Origin of the sequence: Leucobacter sp. G161, from assembly GCF_001482305.1 — a bacterium.
Lineage (GTDB): Bacteria > Actinomycetota > Actinomycetes > Actinomycetales > Microbacteriaceae > Leucobacter.
Map to the genome: position 1 here is coordinate 94788 of NZ_LOHP01000017.1, position 20374 is coordinate 115161.

21 protein-coding genes are annotated in these 20374 nt (G+C 64.6%); 11 read left to right on the forward strand and 10 right to left on the reverse strand.

Annotated features, from left to right (window positions below):
* The first annotated feature begins 95 nt into the window (after window positions 1-95).
* The 6 genes from AUL38_RS01975 to AUL38_RS02000 all read left to right on the forward strand — a co-directional run bounded on the left by AUL38_RS01975 (window position 96) and on the right by AUL38_RS02000 (window position 4643).
* Complete coding sequence (locus tag AUL38_RS01975; protein WP_059058779.1) at window positions 96-884, forward strand: thioredoxin domain-containing protein; 789 nt, start codon at window positions 96-98, stop codon at window positions 882-884.
* Window positions 885-892: 8 nt separating this feature from the next.
* Entirely contained in the window at window positions 893-1573 is a 681-nt protein-coding gene (locus tag AUL38_RS01980; protein WP_153006431.1) for a cytochrome c biogenesis CcdA family protein, read from the forward strand.
* 154 nt (window positions 1574-1727) lie between these two features.
* Window positions 1728-2336, forward strand: a complete 609-nt coding sequence (gene hisB, locus AUL38_RS01985) for an imidazoleglycerol-phosphate dehydratase HisB (protein WP_059058782.1) — start codon at window positions 1728-1730, stop codon at window positions 2334-2336.
* Window positions 2333-2998, forward strand: coding sequence for an imidazole glycerol phosphate synthase subunit HisH (gene hisH, locus AUL38_RS01990; protein ID WP_059058804.1), 666 nt, complete (start codon window positions 2333-2335; stop codon window positions 2996-2998). Before hisB ends, hisH begins: the two co-directional genes overlap by 4 nt.
* Entirely contained in the window at window positions 2995-3744 is a 750-nt protein-coding gene (priA, locus tag AUL38_RS01995; protein ID WP_059058806.1) for a bifunctional 1-(5-phosphoribosyl)-5-((5-phosphoribosylamino)methylideneamino)imidazole-4-carboxamide isomerase/phosphoribosylanthranilate isomerase PriA, read from the forward strand. Before hisH ends, priA begins: the two co-directional genes overlap by 4 nt.
* Before the next feature lie 14 nt (window positions 3745-3758).
* A complete protein-coding gene (locus tag AUL38_RS02000; protein ID WP_059058808.1) occupies window positions 3759-4643 on the forward strand; it encodes an SseB family protein in 885 nt (294 codons plus the stop codon).
* Window positions 4644-4713: 70 nt separating this feature from the next.
* Here AUL38_RS02000 and AUL38_RS02005 read toward each other — a convergent pair whose 3' ends face one another.
* The 4 genes from AUL38_RS02005 to AUL38_RS02020 are packed head-to-tail and all read right to left on the reverse strand — an operon-like array spanning window position 4714 to window position 8428.
* Entirely contained in the window at window positions 4714-5169 is a 456-nt protein-coding gene (locus tag AUL38_RS02005) for a MaoC family dehydratase (RefSeq protein ID WP_059058809.1), read from the reverse strand.
* Window positions 5166-5915, reverse strand: a complete 750-nt coding sequence (locus AUL38_RS02010) for an SDR family oxidoreductase (protein ID WP_059058810.1) — start codon at window positions 5913-5915, stop codon at window positions 5166-5168. The genes AUL38_RS02005 and AUL38_RS02010 overlap by 4 nt, the downstream gene beginning before the upstream one ends.
* Window positions 5916-5963: 48 nt before the next feature.
* Window positions 5964-7187 carry an acetyl-CoA C-acetyltransferase gene (locus AUL38_RS02015; protein WP_059058811.1) on the reverse strand — a complete coding sequence of 408 codons (1224 nt, stop codon included), beginning with the start codon at window positions 7185-7187 and terminating at the stop codon, window positions 5964-5966.
* A gap of 29 nt (window positions 7188-7216) precedes the next feature.
* A complete protein-coding gene (locus AUL38_RS02020) occupies window positions 7217-8428 on the reverse strand; it encodes an acyl-CoA dehydrogenase family protein (protein WP_059058812.1) in 1212 nt (403 codons plus the stop codon).
* A 110-nt stretch (window positions 8429-8538) separates the two neighbouring features.
* On the opposite strand from AUL38_RS02020, the gene AUL38_RS02025 reads away from it, so the two are divergent.
* The 4 genes from AUL38_RS02025 (at window position 8539) to AUL38_RS02040 (ending at window position 13272) form a co-directional block, all read left to right on the forward strand.
* Window positions 8539-9174, forward strand: coding sequence for a QsdR family transcriptional regulator (locus AUL38_RS02025; protein ID WP_059058813.1), 636 nt, complete (start codon window positions 8539-8541; stop codon window positions 9172-9174).
* 239 nt (window positions 9175-9413) lie between these two features.
* Window positions 9414-10436, forward strand: a complete 1023-nt coding sequence (locus AUL38_RS02030; protein WP_059058815.1) for a phosphotransferase family protein — start codon at window positions 9414-9416, stop codon at window positions 10434-10436.
* Window positions 10436-11650: an acyl-CoA dehydrogenase family protein gene (locus AUL38_RS02035; protein ID WP_059058817.1), complete on the forward strand. Its 1215-nt coding sequence runs from the start codon at window positions 10436-10438 to the stop codon at window positions 11648-11650. The genes AUL38_RS02030 and AUL38_RS02035 overlap by 1 nt, the downstream gene beginning before the upstream one ends.
* Window positions 11651-11691: 41 nt before the next feature.
* Complete coding sequence (locus AUL38_RS02040) at window positions 11692-13272, forward strand: AMP-binding protein (RefSeq protein WP_059058819.1); 1581 nt, start codon at window positions 11692-11694, stop codon at window positions 13270-13272.
* 58 nt (window positions 13273-13330) lie between these two features.
* Here AUL38_RS02040 and AUL38_RS02045 read toward each other — a convergent pair whose 3' ends face one another.
* From AUL38_RS02045 to AUL38_RS02070, 6 genes are all read right to left on the reverse strand, one after another.
* Entirely contained in the window at window positions 13331-14614 is a 1284-nt protein-coding gene (locus tag AUL38_RS02045) for an ABC transporter substrate-binding protein (RefSeq protein ID WP_059058821.1), read from the reverse strand.
* Between the two features lie 76 nt (window positions 14615-14690).
* Window positions 14691-15974, reverse strand: a complete 1284-nt coding sequence (locus AUL38_RS02050; protein WP_235590562.1) for an ABC transporter substrate-binding protein — start codon at window positions 15972-15974, stop codon at window positions 14691-14693.
* 18 nt (window positions 15975-15992) lie between these two features.
* Window positions 15993-17063 (reverse strand): branched-chain amino acid ABC transporter permease, encoded by a 1071-nt coding sequence (locus AUL38_RS02055; RefSeq protein WP_059058828.1) that lies wholly within the window; start codon window positions 17061-17063, stop codon window positions 15993-15995.
* Window positions 17060-17938: a branched-chain amino acid ABC transporter permease gene (locus AUL38_RS02060; protein ID WP_059058830.1), complete on the reverse strand. Its 879-nt coding sequence runs from the start codon at window positions 17936-17938 to the stop codon at window positions 17060-17062. Before AUL38_RS02060 ends, AUL38_RS02055 begins: the two co-directional genes overlap by 4 nt.
* Window positions 17938-18672: an ABC transporter ATP-binding protein gene (locus tag AUL38_RS02065; RefSeq protein WP_059058832.1), complete on the reverse strand. Its 735-nt coding sequence runs from the start codon at window positions 18670-18672 to the stop codon at window positions 17938-17940. Before AUL38_RS02065 ends, AUL38_RS02060 begins: the two co-directional genes overlap by 1 nt.
* The gene (locus tag AUL38_RS02070) at window positions 18669-19346 is read right to left on the reverse strand and encodes an ABC transporter ATP-binding protein (protein ID WP_235590563.1); all 678 of its coding nucleotides are present in this window, start codon (window positions 19344-19346) and stop codon (window positions 18669-18671) included. Before AUL38_RS02070 ends, AUL38_RS02065 begins: the two co-directional genes overlap by 4 nt.
* A gap of 247 nt (window positions 19347-19593) precedes the next feature.
* On the opposite strand from AUL38_RS02070, the gene AUL38_RS02075 reads away from it, so the two are divergent.
* Window positions 19594-20337 (forward strand): SDR family oxidoreductase, encoded by a 744-nt coding sequence (locus AUL38_RS02075; protein WP_059058836.1) that lies wholly within the window; start codon window positions 19594-19596, stop codon window positions 20335-20337.
* Window positions 20338-20374 lie beyond the last annotated feature (37 nt).

Here is a 20374-nt window from a genome sequence, read left to right on the forward strand (position 1 = left end):
CGGGTCGGCTCGAGCCGCGCGTGGTCGAAGCGTGAGTTTCGTCTACGAAGTGTTCCTGTGCCAAGGCCTCAAGGAAAGCCGTTAGGCTCAAATACATGCCGAAGCCGATAGAAGCTCTCGACCGCCCGACTCTCGAACGCAGATACCGGCGGATGCGCCTCGCCACCGTGATTCTCGCGGCTGTCTCACTGCTGCTTGTCGCAGCGCTGGGAACGCAGAGCCTGCAGGACGCAGCGACAGGGCCTGACAGCAGCGGCGCAAGCTCCTCCTCTGGCGCCGAAGGTGACACGACTGACGCGACGGCAGCCAGTTGCCCGGTGGTCGACCGTCTCGACGCTGACGACCCGCGTGCACTCGGTGACATCGACGCTCCCGTCGTGTTGCACGAGTGGACTGACTTCCGCTGCCCGTACTGCGGCTCGTTCTCGCGAGATACCCTTCCGGTGCTGATTGAGGAGTACGTCGAGACCGGTAAGGTACGGCTCGAGATCCACGATGCAGCCCTCGTGGGTGGCGAGAACTCGATTCTTATCGCAGCAGCATCGCGTGCCGCCGGCGAGCAGGGCAAGTACTTCGAGTTCTATGACGAGGTGTACCACGCACCCGAAGATGCGCAGAACGCGAATGGCGAGTTCGATCTCGCGGCACTGACGAAGTTTGCGAAGAGCGCTGGTGTCGCTGACATCGCGAAGTTCACGGCAGCGGTCGAGAGCGGCAAGTTCGAGGACGCCGTGCGCGAGGACACCGCGGAGGCGCAGCGGATCGGAGTGACGGGCGTGCCATTCTTCGCAACCACCGGTTGCGGCCAGGTGATGTCTGGTGCGCAGCCCGTTGACACGTTCCGCCAGCAGCTCGACGCGGCAGTGGCCGCCGCGGAGCAGTAACGCGGCGTATGGATCTCAGTCTGCTGGGAGCCTTTCTCGGTGGCGCACTCGCGCTGCTGAGCCCGTGCTCGGTGATGGTGCTTCCGGCGTTCTTTGCCTACGCGTTCCACAGTCCGAGCGACCTGTTTTCGCGCACCGGCGCATTCTTCCTGGGGCTCGCAACGACGCTCGTGCCGCTCGGCCTTCTCGCTGGCACGCTCGGCGCTTGGGTCGCTGCCAACCGCAGCGGGCTCATGACCGTCGTGCTTGTCCTCGTCATTGTGCTCGGCCTGGTGATGCTGCTGGGTATTCCGCTGCCCGCGCTCACGAAGCAGCAGAGCGCGAAGGGGACCTCGATTGCGTCGGTGTACGCGCTCGGAGCGGTCTATGGGCTTGCCGGCGGTTGTGCCGGGCCGGTCTTTGGTGCGGTGCTGGCGATGGCTGCGTTCGGTGGCAATGCGCTCATGGGCGGCCTCACGATGCTCTTGTATGCGGCCGGGATGACCCTGCCCTTGCTTCTGCTTGCGCTGCTGTGGAACCGGATTCCGGGGATCCGCACACTCATGCGCCCGCGCGAACTCGTGATTGGTCGGTGGCGCAACGCGTGGTCAAACATCATCGGCGGACTCATCACCATTGCCGTCGGGGTCTTCATGCTCGTGACTGACGGTGCCGAACGCTTCAGCGGGGTGCTCGACGCGAGCAAGTAGGCCGAACTTGAGGCCGGGGTGATGCGCGCGACATCGGGCGTCTCGAACCTGATCGTGCTGGGTCTCGCAGCAGCAGTGCTTCTGGCTGTCTGGTTGTTCGCTCGGCGGCGGGCACGACTGCGCGCCACTGACACCGCGCGGTAGGATCGAGAGCATGACCGAAGCTGCACGCATCGCGACGCTTGAGCGCGCCACAAGTGAGTCCACCATTCGCCTGAGCCTGAACCTCGACGGAACCGGTGAGGCGGACATCGAAACAGGGGTGCCCTTCTTCGACCACATGCTGACGGCGTTCGCACGTCACTCGCTCACTGATCTCACGATCCGTGCCGAGGGTGACGTTCATATCGATGTGCACCACACGGTGGAGGACACAGGGATCCTGCTCGGCCAGGCCATCCTCGAGGCGCTCGGTGACAAGCGAGGCATCTCGCGCTACGGTGACGCCATGGTGCCCCTTGATGAGGCGCTGGCGCAGGCCGTCATAGATATCTCGGGCCGGCCGTATCTCGTGCACTCGGGTGAGCCCGCGGGCTTCGAGTTCCACCTCATTGGTGGCCACTACACCGGGTCGATGGTGCGGCACTTCTTCGAGGCGCTGACGCTCAACGCTCGCCTGTCGGTGCACCTGAAGCTCATTGAGGGTCGCGATCCGCACCACATCGCCGAGGCAGAATTCAAGGCGTTCGCGCGCGCGTTCCGCACCGCGAAGGCTAAGGATCCGCTCGTGACTGGCATTCCCTCCACTAAGGGAGCACTGTGAGCGGAAGCGATGCTCCTCGCGTCGCAGTGCTCGACTACGGCTCGGGCAACGTTCACTCGGCGGTGAAGGCACTCGCCCACGCGGGAGCTGCCGTCGCACTCACGCGCGATCCGAGCGAGGTGCTCGACGCCGATGGGCTGTTCGTGCCCGGCGTCGGTGCCTTCGACGCAGTGATTGCGCAGCTCCGCGCGATCCAGGGACACGAGCTCATCGGTCGCCGACTCGCTGGCGGCCGCCCGGTGCTCGGCGTCTGCGTCGGCCTGCAGGTGATGTTCGAAGAGGGCATTGAGCGTGGCGTCACTACCGAGGGACTCGGCGAGTGGCCGGGAACGGTGCGCGAGCTTGCGGCCCCCGTGCTTCCGCACATGGGCTGGAATACCGTGAACGTGCCTGCGGGGTCCGCGCTGTTCAACGGCATCGAAGACGAACGCTTCTACTTCGTGCACAGCAACGCCGCCACAGAATGGACCCTCGAAGGGCGCACGCCCGCGCTCGCACCGAAGGTCACCTGGTCTGAATATGGCGAACCGTTTGTAGCGGCAGTCGAGAACGGGCCGCTCACCGCGACACAGTTTCATCCCGAGAAATCGGGGGAGGCGGGAATTCAGTTGCTGCGCAATTGGATCGCTTCACTCACACCCACCACCAAGGAGAACCGATGACCGAGCTCGCCACGAGCCCGAAACTGCAGCTGCTGCCCGCCATCGACATGGTCGATGGCAAGGCCGTACGGCTTACGCAGGGTGCCGCCGGCACCGAGACCAACTACGGTAGCCCCGTCGACGCGGCTATGGACTGGATCGAGCAGGGCGCCGAGTGGATCCACCTCGTCGACCTCGACGCGGCATTCGGTCGCGGCTCGAATGTCGGCATCGCGCGCAAGATCATTGCGCGCGCCGGAAACCGGGTGAAGATCGAGTTCTCGGGCGGGATCCGCGACGACAAGAGCCTCGAAGCCGCACTCGAAATGGGTGCGGCCCGCGTCAACCTTGGCACCGCGGCGCTCGAGAACCCCGAATGGACGCGCGCAGTCATCGCCCACTATGGCGAGCAGATCGCGGTGGGTCTTGACGTGCGCGGTGAGACCCTCGCAGCGCGCGGGTGGACCGAGGACGGCGGCAACCTCTGGGACGTGCTGGAACGCCTCGAAGACGCAGGCTGCCCTCGGTACGTCGTGACCGACGTCACCAAGGACGGGATGATGGCGGGCCCGAACGTTGAGCTGCTGAAGAAGGTCTGCACACGCACCGACCGCCCCGTGATCGCCTCGGGTGGCATCTCGAGTCTCGACGATATCGCCGCGCTCCGTGAAACGGTGTCGCACGGCGTCGAAGGCGCGATCATCGGTAAGGCGCTCTACGACGGCGCATTTACCCTGCCCGCAGCGCTCGACGTCGCCGGCAGGTAGCGACAGCGCTCGAGATGGCGATCAAGAAGCTTCCGTCGACGGGGGACACCCCGAGGTCGACCGGTGTCCCTGAGAGCCTCGTCGCGGGTGGCGACGCCGACTCGGCGGGGTTCCCGTGGGCGGGCCGCACGTTTGACCACCATGAGACCGCGTTCGCGGATGATGACGGCGAGACACCTCCCGCGTTGCGGGAAGCGATCGCCACGCTGCGTGCAGCCGGGGAAAGCTACCGATCCGAGGGCGCCGACCCCGCAACGATTGAGTCACTGTCGATGCTGCGACAGGCCGTGCTCCTCGAACTCTCGCGGTGCCGCGTACTCGTTCCGCTGCTCGCTGAGGCGGGTGAGCTCGGCGAGACTCCCGACGGCAGGATCGTCGAGAAATCGCAGGAGCTTTCCATCGTGACAGTCGCGAGCCCTGATGGCCGGCGCGTGATGCCCGTCTTTTCCTCGGTCGCCGCGATGCAGGCCTGGAACCCGGGCTCACGCCCGATCCCGGTGCCGGGGCCGCAGGCGGCGGTTGCCGCGGCGCAGGAGGGCACCGACCTCATCATCGTGGATCCAGGATCTCCCGACACACAGTTCGGGGTGCGCCGGCCCGAGCTGGAATCGGTTGCGTTGGGGGAGACCCGCGCCCCCGCCTGGGCTGACGCGGACGTGCGCGCCGCGTTCCTCTCAGCGGCCGCTGGCGAGGGGCCACTTCAAGCACTCGCGCTGCTTCCTGGAGATCCCGCGGGTGACCTCACCGCGCCGGAGACCGAGGTGCACTTGCTCATTGCTGAGGGCCTCGATCGTGACGGACTCACGGAGATGCTGACCCGCTTGCAGGAGCGCTGGGCACGCGACGAGCTCATTGCCGAGCGCGTGGACTCGATGCGTTTCGTGCCTCGTCTCGCCTGAGTACTGGCCTCGGGAACCACAACGGGTGCCGCGCTCATGCAGATGAGCGCGGCACCCGTTGTGGCGTGAGCTATCCGGCGACGAACAGCGCGATCGTGTCCGCCACGAGTGCAGGGTGCTCGGCGCCTTCGATCTCGATCGTCGTGCGGGAGCCGACGCGCCAGCCCTGGCGGCTCTCCTCCGCCGAGATCACTTCGATCCGTGCCCGCACCTTCGAACCGACCTTCACCGGCTGCAGGAAGCGAACCCGGTCGAGGCCGTAGTTGACGACCATTGCGGCGTTGTCAACGGCCAGCAGGCCGCCCGTGAGGAACGGGATGAGTGAGAGTGTGAGGTAGCCGTGCGCGATGGTCGCGCCGAAGGGGCCAGTCGCGGCACGCTCGGCGTCGAGGTGGATCCACTGGTGATCGCCTGTCGCATCTGCGAAGGCCTGGATGCGTTCCTGATCGACCTGCAGCCATTCGCCGACGGCCGACTGGCCGATTGCCTCGGGCAGTGCGCTGGGGTGGGCTACTGAGATAGTCATGCGCGCGGCCCTCCTGCAACGTAGAGCACCTGGCCCGACACGAAGCTCGCGTCCTCGGAGCAGAAGAACGCTGCTGAGTTCGCGATGTCGTCCGGGGTGCCGGCCCTCCCGACAGGGACCTCCGCTGCCATGTGCTTCACAAAGTCCTCGAAGGAGAGGCCCATGCGCTCCGCGGTCGCGCGCGTCATGTCAGAGACGATGAAGCCGGGCGCGATTGCGTTCGCGGTGACACCGTAGCGGCCGAGCTCGATCGCCAGGGTCTTCGTGAGGCCCTGCATGCCAGCCTTCGCTGCCGAGTAGTTGGCCTGGCCGCGGTTGCCGAGCGCCGAGGTGCTCGACAGGTTCACGATACGACCCCAGTTGGCTTCGACCTGGTGCTTCTGCACCGCGCGGCTCATGAGGAATGCTCCGCGCAGGTGTACGCCGAGTACGGAATCCCAGTCGTCTTCGGTCATCTTGAAGAGCATGTTGTCGCGAATGATCCCCGCGTTGTTCACGAGGATGGTCGGGGCGCCGAGCTCGTCAACAACGCGAGCCACCGCGGCATCGACGGCCGCGCTGTCTGCGACGTTCGCTCCGACCGCGATCGCGCGGCCGCCTGCCTGGGTGATGGCGGTCACGGTGTCAGCACACGCAGCCTCGTCGAGGTCGAGCACGGCCACGGCGTGCCCGTCTTTCGCCAGTCGGATCGCGGTGGCTGCACCGATGCCGCGGGCCGCCCCGGTAACAATTGCAATGCGGGTCATAAGTTGAGTCCTCTCGGGAGTGATTGATACGGAGAATCGTGGGCGTGGTTACAGACGCTCGAGCACCATCGCCATGCCCTGGCCGCCGCCGACGCACATGGTCTCGAGGCCGTAGCGACCGCCGGTTGCCTGGAGCCCGTTGATGAGTGTTGAGGTGATGCGTGCGCCGGTCATGCCAAACGGGTGGCCGACCGCGATTGCGCCACCGTGGACGTTCAAGCGTTCCTCGTCGATGCCGAGTTCGCGTGCGGAGGGGATCACCTGAGCGGCGAACGCCTCGTTGATCTCGACGAGATCGATATCGTCGATCGTGAGACCGGCCTTCGCGAGCGCACGCTGCGAGGACTCGACCGGACCGAGGCCCATGATCTCGGGGGAGAGGCCGCTGACACCCGTCGACACGATGCGGGCGAGCGGCTGAAGCCCGAGCTCGTTGACGACCCGCTCGGAGACAACGACGAGCGCCGCGGCTCCGTCGTTGAGGGGGCAGCAGTTGCCAGCGGTGACGGTGCCGTCGGGGCGGAATACCGGGTCGAGGCCGGCGAGTGACTCGACCGTGACGCCAGCGCGCGGGCCGTCGTCGGCGGCCACGACAGTCCCGTCGGCGAGGGTCACCGGGGTAATGTCACGCTCCCAGAATCCGGAAGCGATGGCTGCTTCCGCGCGCTGCTGCGAGCGGGCCGCGAATGCGTCCTGCTCGTCGCGCGTGATCCCGTGGAGCTGCGCGACATTCTCGGCGGTTTGGCCCATCGCGATGTACGGGTCGGGGAGTGCGCCGGATTCGCGCGGGTCGGTCCACTTCGGCGCGCCAGCGCCCTCGCGGGACAGGGAGTGCGCCATGGCGTCGGCGAAGAGCGGATTCTCGATCTCCACGCCGGGGGTGGCGTCTGCCATTCCCTGAGTGAAGCGGCTGACCATCTCGACACCAGCGGAGACGAACACGTCGCCCTCGCCAGCCTTGATCGCGTGGAAGGCCATCCGGGTGCTCTGCAGGGAGGACGAGCAGTACCGGTTGACCGTGGTACCGGGGACGCCATCGAGGCCGAGCAGCACCGACACGATGCGGGCGATGTTGAAGCCCTGCTCGCCTGCGGGCTGACCGCAGCCCAGGATGAGGTCTTCCACGCGGGCGGGGTCGAGCCCTGGCACCTGGTCGAGCGCTGCCTGCACCATGCGGGCTGCGAGGTCATCGCCACGCAGCGACGCGAGCGAACCCTTCCGCGCACGGCCAATCGGTGAGCGTGCGGTTGAAACGATGTATGCCTCTGGCATCGGGTCTCCTCAGTGAGTGTTGGGTGTGGTTAGGTAAATGCTGCGATGCCGGTGATGGCTCGGCCGACGACGAGCGAGTTCATATCGTAGGTGCCGTCGAAGGTGTACACGGTCTCTGCGTCGGCGAAGTATCGTGCGACCCCGTAGTCGAGCTGGATCCCGTTGCCGCCGCAAATGTCGCGGCACATGGCGACGGTGTCGCGCATCCGTGCGGTGGTGAACGCCTTCACCATCGCCGCGTGCTCGTCGCTCTGTGAGCCCTCGTCCTGGAGCTGTGAGGCGCGCACGCACAGCGCCAGTGACGCGGTGATGTTCGCGAGGCTCTCTGAGAGCTTCAGCTGCACGAGCTGGAATGAGGCGATGGGTTTGCCGAATTGTTCGCGCTGCTTCGCGTAGGCCAGCGCCGCCTCGTAAGCAGCGATGGAGACACCGACGGCCTGCCAGCCCACGCCAGCTCTGGCCTGCCGGAGCACCTCTGCAACCTCACGGAAACTCGACACATTCTGCAGCCGATCGTGCTCGGGCACAATGACGTTGTCGAGCACAATGTCGGCGTTCTCGACGGCGCGCATGGACTGCTTGCGTTCGATCTTGGTTGCGGTGAACCCGGCGGCCGGGGTGCGGACGATGAAACCCTTCACGTGATTGTCGGCGAGGTCTCTCGCCCAGATCACGACGAAGTCGGCGAAGACGGCGTTGCCGATCCACCGCTTTGCGCCGTTGAGTACCCACTCGTCGCCGCGTCGTTCAGCCGTGGTCTCGAGACCCTTGGCTGTGTCGGAACCGTGGTTCGGCTCGGTGAGTCCGAAAGCGCCGATCTGCTCGCCGGTGACGAGTCTTGGCATCCACTCGGCGCGCTGCGCTTCGGAACCACCGACAGAGATCGCGCCCATCGCCAGGCCGGAGTGCACGCCAATGAGCGTTGCCGTTGAGGGATCTGCACTCGCGAGTTCCATCGCGACCCAGCCGCGGAATACTGCACTGTTTTCGAAGGGCGCGTAGTCGGGGAATGCGTGGCGGAACATGCCCATTTCTGCGGCGCGAGCGAGGAGATGCTTGGGGGGCTCTGCCCGCTCCCAATAGTCGTCTGCGAAGGGGCGAATCTCGGAGTCAAAGAACTCGCGGAGCTCGGCAAGGGCGCGCTGTTCTGTCTCCGTGAGTAGCTGCTGGAATGCGAAAAAATCAGCGGAAAGTCTGGCTGCTGGGGCGGAACCGCGTGGCGCGTCATTGGGCGTGGTCATGGTCTCTCCGATCGTCGGCGATCGTGACCAGTATGCATCATATTTTGAAATGTGCACACTATTTCCAGAAATGTTGCATCGACCCGATAACGGGCCGATAGAGTAATCGGATGAACAGCACAGTTGGCGCGCAGATCGCTCAGGTGGGCCTTGCAGCTGCCCCGTCCCTGCTGTCTGACCGGCTCGACACCCGTGACGACGCCATGCGTGCGTTCGAGGGTGCGCGTGAAGCGTTCATCGCCGGCAACCGCATCAGCATGGGCGAGCTCGCGGCAGATCTTGGGGTGGACCGGACATCGCTGTTTCGCTGGGTGGGGAACCGCGACGCGCTCCTGAGCGAGGTGCTGTGGTCACTGGCCGTGCCGACGTTTGTGCAGGGCGAGCAGGCGACGGCGCATCTCGAGGGTGCGCCGCGGCTCGCGGCGATGCTCACCAACTTTGTTGATGGTCTCATTAACGCCACCTACTTTCGGACCTTCCTCCGGCGGGAGCCCGCGCGTGCGCTCCGGCTGCTCACGACGAAGGAGAGCCCGATCCAGCGTCGCTTCCTTGCGACGGTCGAGTGGCTGGTGCGACGCGAACTCGGGGACGCCCCGCTCGGTGGCGCGATTGATCCCGCCGGGCTTGCGTACCTGCTCTCGCGGGTGTCCGAGTCATTCTCGTACGCGGATCTCATCTCGGGCGATGAGCCCAGTGTCGAGCGGGCAAGCGCAGCGTTTCGTCTCCTGCTGCGCGTCGACGGTTAATCGAACCGGCAGGTAGCTCGCGCGCGACCCGAAAAAGCTCGCGGCGGAGCGGCCGTCGGTGGCGCTGACGTCAGTTGCTATGGCGTGTATTGCGGTGCCCTATTCGCAGACTCTGGGCACGCTGAGCGCATCGTGCGTGCGCTCGCCCGTGAAGTTGTGCCGCCCCCTCGCGCACATACCGACCATCCGGTATGCTCGGAATTGCGGCACGAAGAGGAGCCGTAGGAAGACAGGTGCAGATGCCTGAGACCCCAGGCCTAGACGTTGCCGCGCTCACCACATGGTTGAGCAAGGCACACCCCGAACTCGCCGCAGGTCCGCTGCGCGCAGAGGTTATCGCAGGCGGCCGTTCGAACCTCACCTACTCGGTTGAGGGCGCACGAGTGCCGCTGGTTCTGCGCCGACCACCGCTCGGTCATGTGCTGTCGAGCGCGCACGACATGGCTCGCGAACACCGAGTGATTTCGGCGCTCGCGGGCAGCGCGATTCCTGTCCCGACTGCAATCGACCTTGTCGACGACACCGGGGGCGACATCACCGGAACCACGTTCTTCCTCATGGAGAAGGCTCCGGGCAAGGTCGTCGTATCGCGCAAGCAGAACGATGCCTACACCAGTGATGAGATCCGCGATCTGAGCTTCGAGCTCATCCACCACCTTGCCGCACTGCATTCTGTGGATGTCGAAGCGGTCGGTTTGGAAGACTTCGGAAAACCCGTCGGCTATCTCACCAGGCAGCTTGCCACCTGGCGGCGGCAGCTCGACGCGTCGCGGTCGCGCGAAGTTCGCGTTCTCGATGAGCTCCAAGCAGCACTTGAGCAGGGCGTTCCGGAGACGACGCGCACCGGCATCGTGCACGGCGACTACCGGCTCGATAACGCTCTCGTCGACGGTAGCCCCCCGAAGATCTCGGCCATTCTCGACTGGGAGATGGCGACGCTCGGTGATCCCCTCGTCGACCTCGGGATCTTCGCGCTGTATTGGGACATCGGCAAGCTCCCCAGCGGCGGAGCGATCGCGAGCGCGGTCGATCCTGACGCCGGGTATCCCGAGTTTGAAGAACTCGCTGAATCCTACGCGGCTGAGGCAGGGATCACGCTCCCCGATCTCAGCTGGTACCGGGCATTCGCCGCGTACAAACTCGCAGTGATCCTTGAGGGGATCCACTACCGCTATCAGGCCGGCGGCACCGTCGGCGAAGGATTTGACCGGATAGGTGAGCTCGTTGAGCCACTTGCCGAGAATGGATTGAAGGTGCTCTGATGGATTTCGCACACGACCAAAAAACACTCGAGCTCACAGCGAAGGTACGCGAGTTCCTCGACGAAAAGGTGCTCCCAGCCGAACCGATCCTCGATGAGCAGCTCGCTGCCGATCCCGATAACTGGGCGACGCAGCCCATCGTTCGCGAGCTTCAGGCTGAGGCGCGCGAGCGTGGTCTCTGGAACCTCTTCCTCCCGGGTGACCCCGCGGAGACCGGCGCAGCCGGCCTGACGAACCTGCAGTACGCTGCGGTCGCGGAGATCACCGGCTGGAGCCCGCGGCTCGCGCCTGAGGCCCTGAACTGCGCGGCACCCGACACGGGCAACATGGAGGTGCTCACCGACTTCGGCACCCCCGAACAGAAAGAGCGCTGGCTCACGCCACTCCTGAACGCCGAGATCCGGTCGGCGTTCTGCATGACCGAGCCTGACGTCGCATCGAGCGACGCCACGAACATTGGCACGCTGATCCGCCGCGATGGCGATGAGTACGTCATCAACGGTCGGAAGTGGTGGTCCACTGGCGCCATGAACCCCGAAGCCGAGATCTTCATCGTCATGGGGAAGACCGACCCCGAGGCAGAGCGGCACAAGCAGCAGTCAATGATTCTCGTCCCGCGGGATACGCCCGGCGTTGAAATTGTGCGTCCGCTCACCGTGTTTGGCTACAACGATCGCGACCACGGCGGGCACGCCGAGGTGCTGTTCACCGATGTGCGTGTGCCCGCCAGCAACATCATCGGCGCTGAGGGCGACGGTTTCGCCATCGCGCAGGCTCGCCTCGGTCCCGGACGTATCCACCACTGCATGCGCGCCCTCGGCATGGGGGAGCGTGCGCTGTCGCTCGCGATCGAACGCGCGAATTCCCGTCACGCGTTCGGCCGGTCGCTTTCCGAGCAGGGCGTGATCCGTGAATGGATCGCGGAGTCGCGGATCCAGCTCGACTCGCTTCGGCTGCTGGTGCTGAAGACCGCCTGGCTCATGGACACCGTCGGGAACCGGGCAGCGATGACCGAGATCCAGTCGATCAAGATCGCCGTGCCGCGCGCGGTCGCTGAGATCATCGATCGCGCGATCCAGGTGTTCGGTGGCGCAGGAGTCTGCGACGATACCCCGCTCGCCGGGCTGTACGCCGGGGTTCGCACGCTGCGGATCGCCGATGGCCCCGACGAGGTCCACCTCAACAGCCTCGGGAGGGCACAGCTCAAGCTGTAACCCTTCGGGCACCCGTCAGACACGTCAAAGGAGACACCACGATGGCACACCCGCACGATCCCGCAGTAGACGGGAGAGGTTTCACGACGCTCTCGGTAGCGAGCATTCTCAGCGAATCGGCTGTGAGACATGCAGACCGGCCCGCCGTGTTTTATAACGACGAAGCGATCACCTACAGAGAACTGTGGGACCAATCCCGGGCCTACTCGGGCGCCCTGCGCGCCCGCGGGATCGGGCGGGGGGATCGTGTCGCGATGATGATCCCGAATGTGCCCGATTTTCCTCGCGTGTACTACGCCGTCCTCGCCCTCGGCGCGATCGTCGTGCCGATCCACCTGCTGCTCAAGGCAGAGGAGATCACGCGCACGCTGCAGGACGCCGGGGCGGATCTCTTCATCGCCTCGGCGACCTCGCTCGCCGAGGCGGCGCCTGCCGCCGCCGAAGCCGGAGTGCCGTTCATGACCGTGCTCCTGCCTGCCGACGCACCCGGCGCGATTCCCCGGCTCGAGGCGGAGGCCGCCGCAGCAGAACCCATCACACGCATCGAACCGACCGGCCCGCTTGACGCAGCGACAATCCTGTTCACGAGCGGCACGACGGGTACGCCCAAGGGTGCTGTCGGAAGCCACCTCTCGATCATCGAGCAGGTGCATTCCGGTCTCATCGATGGGGTTCAAGTGTCGAACCAGGACGTCACGTTCGGCGGGCTGCCGCTGTTCCACACCTTCGGGCAGACCTCGGTGCTGAACATGGCGTTCCGCGCGGGAAGCGCTGTGATCCTCATGCCGCGCTTCGACGGAGATCAAGCGCTCGAACTCATGGTCAAGCATCAGGCGACGGTGTTTGTCGGGGTGCCGACAATGTATGTCGGGTTGCTTGAGGCCGCGCGCCGCTCAGACGCGCGACCGCCGCTGAAATTCGCGAACTCCGGCGGTGCTGCCCTCCCGGTCGCGCTGCTGGAAGCGTTCGAGGAGGCCTACGGAGTTCCGCCGCATGAGGGGTACGGTCTCACTGAGACCGCACCCACCGTTACGGTGAATCGGTTCGGCGAGCCGACCGTGCCGGGCACCGTCGGGCAAACCCTCTGGGGCGTCGAGGTCGCACTCGCGGATCCGGACATCGAAGACCGCATTGAGTTTTTCGAGGGCGAGGGAGATCTTGGCGAGGTCATCGTACGTGGACACAACGTGTTCAAGGGGTACGTTGGTCGCGAGGAGGCCACGCAGGAGGCAATTGTCGATGGCTGGTTCCGCACTGGCGATCTGGGAACGTACGCCGATGGGATCCTGACCATCGTCGACCGGAAGAAGGACATGATCCTACGCTCTGGCTACAACGTCTACCCGACCGAGGTTGAAGCGGTGCTCGCACGCCATCCGAAGGTCGCTGCCTCGGCGGTGTTCGGCGTCGATGACGAGCTGCGTGGGCAAGAAATCCACGTGGCTGTGCTGCCGCTCGCCGGCACAGAGATCGACCCGGCTGAGATCATCGAGTTCGCGAAGGAGCACGTCGCAGCCTACAAGTATCCCCGCGTCGTACACATCGTCGACGATCTCCCGTTGGGTGCGAGCGGCAAGATCCTGAAGCGCGAGCTGCAGCGGATCTACTCGCCAGCCAAGTAAGCACATAGGTAGGGCTCCCGGGGATACACCCCGGGAGCCCTACCTATGTGCGCCTGGCCTACGCGCCGGGAATTCCTTTCCCAACGAGCGGAACCGGATCGAGATCGATCGCCGAAACCGTATCGCCGTCGAGACGGTACGCCTTATCGACGAAGTCTTGGACGCCGTCGTTGACGATGCTGATGCCCACGCCGCGGTACGAGGAATAGTCGTCCTCGCTGAAGGACAGAGGAAGAACGCCGTTCCCGACGAGGTCGCCGGAGCGGATCGCCTCGACGATGGACTCACGCGTCGGCTGTTCACCTGCCGCAACGAGCGCCTCGGTGAAAAGGTACGCCGCGCTCATGCCGTTGAACACCGCGCCGGTAAACTCGGCGCCGCCGTTGTATTGATCATTGATCTCTTTGAACAACTGTGACCAGCCGTTGTCGGCGTCGGTCGACTGGAGATACCCGGTCGCGACCAACCCGTCGAGCATGCCGGGGCCGGCGTCACCCAAGAGATCGAGGAGGACAGGGTAGTCGGCGCCCACCGAAGAGGTCATCCAGAGCGGCTCCCAGTCGAGACGAGCTGCGGTGGTCATCGCGAGCGCGGTGAAGCCAGGAATCGTTGACAAGATCGCGATCTCGCAGCCTGACGCCTTCATCGCACCAATCTGAGCCGTCACGTCTGGGTTTGAGGACGAGTACTGCTCGACCTGCACCAGGCCACCCTCGCCAAGCACCATCTCGGCTCCGGCGAGCATATCCTCGCCCAGGTCGTCATCCTGCCCGAGCTGGCAGACCTTCTGACCGGGATAGGTGTCTGCCGCATACTGCGCGAGTCCCGCTCCCTCAACGACATAGTCGGCGTTGAAGGGGAACATGTTTGGATACTCCTCGGGCTGATTCCACATGGTCGAACCCGAAGCTACGAACAGGTCGGGGACATCGTTGTCGTGCAAATAGTCGATGACGGAACTGTGTGGTGGTGTGCCAAGCCCGTTGAAGATTGCGAACACGCCCTCGTCCTGAACGAGCTCCCGCACGACCATCTGTGTGTTGGCGGGGTTGTATCCGTCATCTTTGACGATGTAATTGATGTTGCGCCCGTAGACTCCGCCGTTGTCATTGACGTATTCGAAATATGCGAGCGCAGCCGCTGATACAGACGCATAACCTGGGGCGGCCGGGCCTGTGAGCGGTGTGTGAGTGCCGATCGTCACGGTGTCGTCGGTGACACCGGGAGTCGCGGTGGTGCCGTCGCCAGAATCAGACGGCATGCTGCATCCACTGAGGACGAGCGCAGTGACTGCGGTTGCCGCTGCGAGCGCGACAGGGGTAGTGCGAATACGGGAATTCATGGGTCCCTCTTCTCTGCGTGGTGGTGGACCCGAGGGGCCGGCGGGAACCGGCCCCTCGGGGCTGAACGCGCACTGATTAGGAGCCGGGGATACCGCCTGGGACAAACGGAACCGGATCCATAGCCACACGGGTGGCCTTGCCGTCTTCGACGGTGTACGCGACATCGATGTAGTCCTGCTGGCCATCCTCAACCTCGAGGATTCCCACGGTGTAGTACGAACCGTGGCTCTTCGGACCGAAGGCGAGTGGAGCAATGCCGTTGCCCTTTAGCTCGCCAGAGCGAATGACGTCGAGGATCCCCTCTCGGGTTGGGTTCTCGCCGGTCTTTTCAAGCGCTTCCGTGAAGAGGTACGCGACACTCATCCCGAATACGACGTTCTCAGTAAACGGTGCGCTGCTGTTGTACGTGTCGTTGATTTCGCGGAAGAGCTCTACCCACTCGCTGTCTCCATATGCGGTGGGAAGATAGTTCACACCAACGAGCCCCTCGATCAACGCTGGGCCGGCATCCTCGCCGAGGATGTCCATCAGGGTCGTGTGGTCCAAGCCGACTGAGGTGGCAAACCACTTGGTGTCCCAGCCGATGCGGGCGGAAGTGCTGAGCGCCAGCGCCGTAAACGCCGGAATGCTGCCCAGGACGTTCACTTCGCAGCCGGCCGCCTGCATTGCGCCGATTTGCGCGGTGATGTCAGGGTTTGAGGTCGAGTATTCCTCGGCCAGTGTGATCCCATCCGCGCCGAGGGCTTCTTCGACTCCTTCAAGGATGAACCCACCGAGATCGTCATCCTGCCCAAGCACGCACACCTTCTGGCCGGGGTACTCGTCAACGGCATACTGTGCCAGCGCTGCGCCCTCAACCGAGTAGTCAGCGTTGAACGGGAAGGTGTACGGGAACTTTTCTGGCTGATTCCAGTTCTTTGACCCGGTGGCGATGAAGAGGTCAGGAACCTGATTCTCGTTGAGGTACTCGAGCACCGATGTGTGGGCGGCTGTTCCGATGCCGTTGAAGACGGCAAACACGTTGTCGTCCTGGACGAGTTCCCGGACGACCATTTGGGTATTCGCTGGGTTATACGCATCATCCTTGATGATGTAGTTGATTGTCCTGCCGTGAATGCCACCGTTGGCATTCACATACTCGAAGTACGCGAGCGCTGCTGCGGAAACCGACGAGTAACCGGGGGCTGCGGGGCCCGTGAGCGGAGTGTGCGTGCCGATCGTGATTGAGTCATCGGTTACCCCGGGAACCGCTGACGCGTCACCATTTCCCTGGCCATTGGGCGTACTGCAGCCTGTGAGTACGAGAGCCGCTGCCGCGGTCGCGGCGGCGATTGCAACAGCTGTGTTGCGCTTAATCATGAACATTGAAGACATCTTTCACTCAGTGGATACAGGGTGTGCGGGTACCCCGGAAGCCTGCTCTGGCCCCCGAGACTTGGGCTTGGGGAGAAGATCGACGAGGCCACCCGGTCGCACGAGAATCGTGACGGTGAGCAGGGCGCCGAAGATCAGCACGGGCAGGTTGCCTGTGAGCCGCTGGGTCATATCTGCGGAAAGCGGAAGTACCGAGGTCGCGGTCGTGATGAGCCAGGGCAGCATGACGACGAGTACCGAGCCGAGGGCCGCGCCTCCGATACTGCCGAGGCCTCCGAGCACGACGGCAACGACGAGTAGCAGCGAGAACGGGAGCGTGTACGCTCCGGGGCTTACCGATTGCGTGATGAAGCAGAGCACGGCCCCGCCAGCGCCGGCTGCGATGGCGCTGACGGTAAAGGCGGTGACTTTGACCCTGCCAGCGGCGACGCCGTTGAGCCGCGCCGCGGTTTCGTCGTCTCGAACGGCGCGCATGCGCAGGCCGAATGATCCGTTCCGAAGGAGCACGAGCCAGGTGACAAGCACGCCGGCGACGAGGATCGCGACCCACGCGTGCCACTGCTCCGTAGCGATCAGGGTGCGTAGCGCTTCGGGCACGCCCTGGTACGGGCTGGGAAGGCCCTGGTCGCCGCCGAGCACCTTGAACGTCGCTGCTACCGCCGGCACGGAGACCACGAGGGCCAGCGTGATCCCTGCAAGGTACGGGCCGTGGAGCCTGGCTGCTGCGAGCCCGAGGAGCAGGCCGACGACGCCTGCGACGAGCATTGCTACGACGAGCGAAATCAGGAACCTGGGGAGTCCCGCGACATCAGCATCGGCGAGTGCATTCGCGGTGAGGGCATAACTGTAGCCGCCGGTTGCCATGAGAGCGGCGTGGCCAAGGGAGAGCTGTCCGCTCTGGCCTACGAGAAGCGTGAGCCCGGCTGTCACACAGAAGTAGGCAGCGATCGTCGCAAACTGGAAGTTGCGATATGGATCGAGGATGAATGTAGCGCCGATCGCAAGCACCGTGAGTATCGCGCCGAACACGATAATGCGGCTGCGGCCGGTCAACGAGGGCAGGACGCGGGTCATGCGCTGCGCTCCTTCCGTGTCGAGAACACTCCGCCCGGCTTGACGAGCAAGACGAGTACGAGGAGTACGAGAACACCGATCGGCGCGACTGTCGCGCCGAGATATCCGGTGAGTAGGCTCATCGCGACCCCGACGGTCAGGCCGCCCAGCAGGGCACCAACAGGGGAGTCGAGGCCGCCAATGACGGCGACGGCAAACGCATAAATGAACAGCATGTCCGTGGCGTGGGGATTCAGCCCGAGCTCGGTGGGGACGAGCAGTATCGCGGCGAGGGCTGCGACGGCGCTCGAGAGCATCCACCCGATTGTTACCATGCGCGTGACCCGCACACCGAGCAGCCGGGAGACATCGGGGGCGAACGCTGATGCTCGAAGCTGCAAGCCCAGGGAAGTCTTCGTAAAGACCACCGCAAGCGCGATCATCACCACCAACGTCACGCCGATGGTGAAGAGGTCGTTGGGCGACAACAGCGGGACACCGCCGATCACGATTGCGCTGCGGTCAAACGGGGCAGCCATGGCCCGATACTGCGACCCAAAGAAGATCCCGAGGAGTGACTGCAGCACCATCACGAGGCCGATCGCTGCGAGCACACCGGTAAGCGGAGACGACTGCGGCGCAAACCGCATGACGCCACGTTCAACGATGAAGCCCATCAGCGCTCCGGTCAGGATTCCCGCAGCGAGGCCAGCAAAGTAGCTGCCCGTCGCTCCCGAGACTGCGAAAGCAACGTAGGTGGCTACGAGCGCCATCGCTCCTTGCGCGAAGTTGATGATGCGGGTAGCGCGCCAAATGAGCACGAGTGACAGGGCGAACAGCGCGAAGATCGCTCCGCGCGCGAGCCCTGTGGCGAAGAGAAAAGCAAATCTATCCATCAGAATCCCAAGTAGGCGTGTCGAAGAGCGGAGTCCTCGGCGAGCGTGGCTGCGTCTGCATCGACGACCACCTTGCCGAGATTGAGCACGATGCCACGGTCGGCAATCGAGAGCGCGCCGGTGACATTCTGTTCGGCGAGCAATACGGTGAGGCCTCGTTCGCGGGCGGTCTCGCGCAGCGTGCGCATGATCTGCGCGACGACAAGCGGAGCGAGCCCCAGTGAAGGCTCGTCGAGCGCGATGAGCCGTGGCTCCGCGATGAGCGCCCGGCCCAGGGCAAGCATTTGGCGCTCGCCGCCGGAGAGCTGGTGGCCGTCGGCGAGTTTTCTGCGATCGAGGGGCTCGAACATCTCGTAGATCCGCTGGATCGCTTGTTCGCGTGCCGGACCACGGTGGCGCCACAGCGCTCCGAGGCGAAGGTTCTCATCCACGGTGAGTTCGCCGACGACGCTTTGTCCGTCAGGCACCAGAGCGAGTCCGAGCCTGGCGCGATCCTCGGTGCGCATACCCCGGAGGTCCTTCCCGTCGAGCGACAGAGCTCCGCTGGTGACGGGAACTCGACCGGTGAGGGCGCCAAGCAGAGTGGTTTTCCCGGCTCCGTTCGCCCCCAACAGCGCGACGACTTCGCCGGGGCTGAGGTCGACGTTGACACCGTGGAGCACTGGCCCGCCACCGTAACCCACGGTGAGGTCTCGGATGGAGAGGGCAGCGCCAGCTAAGGGTTCGGTCGTCACGATGCGTCTCCGTTCGCCGCGGTCACGCCAAGGTATGCCTCTTCAACCCGCGGATCGGTGCGGATCTCGTCAGGCGTTCCCCGTGCGATGACCCGTCCGAAATCGAGCACGACGATGCGGTCGGCGAGGGCCATCACGAAGTCGACGTGGTGCTCGACCAGGAGTACTGAGCGGCCGCTTGCGGCGACGTCCCGGATCGTGTCTGAGAGCGCTGCAATGTCCTCAGCTCCGAGCCCGCCAGCGGGTTCGTCAAGGAGGAGGAGCTTCGGGTCAGTCGCGAGCGACCTCGCTAGTGCCACGCGCTTGCGGTCGGGGTATGACAGCTCAGACACGAGTCGGTCTGCAAGGTGCAGCAAGTTGAGCTGCTCCAACTGGGCATCGGCCGCCGCCTCGGCTTCGCTGGTGGGGCCTCCGGCAAGGGGGAGCACCACGTTTTCGCGCACCGTCATGCTCGAGAACAGCCCGAGGCCCTGCAGCGTCCGTGACAGCCCCAGCTTCGAGAGCTTCGGCGTCTGCCGCGGCACGGGGCTGCCGTCGATCTTAATGTCCCCTGCACAGCGCAGCAGGCTGCAGACCGCGTTGAATACGGTTGTCTTGCCCGCGCCATTCGGGCCTATCAGCGCGACAACCTCGCTCGGTTGCACATCGAAAGAAACGTCGTCTACGGCGGTCAATCCACCGAATTTTACGGTGAGTCGGTCCACTTCCAGGCGTGGAGTAACGGGAGCTGATTCCAGCGTGTGTGAATTCATCGGCACCTCTTCGTGTCGTTGGTGGCGCCACCGTACCGGAAATACCGACCGGACGGTATGTCTGATTCTCGATTGTGATCTATCGCGGCTCGGGGCTAGTGTCGAGACGTGTGGTCGGTGCTAAAGTATTCATACCGACTGGACGGTATGTACGACGCAAGGAGGCGCCATGACCACATCTCGTTTCGCTGAAACGGTCACCATTGTTACTGGAGCGAGCCGAGGTATCGGCCTCGCGATTGCCGAGCGACTCATCGCTGAGGGCGGATCGGTGATCATCACCGGGCGTAACCAGGAAGCTCTCGATGAGGCTGTCGCTGGCCTGGGTCCGAACGCCTCGGGCGTAGCGGGTCGCGCGGATGACGCGGAGCACCGTGCGGCTGTCTTCGCCCACGTGGCGGAACGTCACGGGCGACTCGACCATCTCGTGAACAACGCAGGGATCAACCCCATTTACGGACCGATCGTTGATGTCGACACCGGTGCGGCGCGCAAGATTATCGACGTGAACGTGATTGCTTCGCTGGACTGGAGCCGCGACGCGGTCGCTGCAGGCCTGAGTCGGAGCATTGTGAACATCTCCTCCGCCTCGGCGCTCGGAGCTAGCCCAGGAATTGCGTTCTACGGCATTTCGAAGGCCGCCCTCATGAACCTCACCGTGCAGCTCGCATACGAGCTTGCTCCGAAGATTCGGGTCAACGCGGTCGCGCCAGCTGTGGTCAAGACCTCGTTCGCGCGTGCGCTGTACGAGGGACAAGAAGCTGAAGTGTCGGCGGCGTACCCGCTCGGCCGTCTCGGCGAGCCAGAAGATATCGCAGGCCCCGTTGCGTTCCTGCTGTCGCAGGACGCCGCGTGGATCACCGGGCAAACGGTGCCGATCGACGGCGGTGGGAGCATTCGTCCGATCCTGTAGCTGGCACTCTTGCAGGTTGGCGGTCCCCGGCACAGGG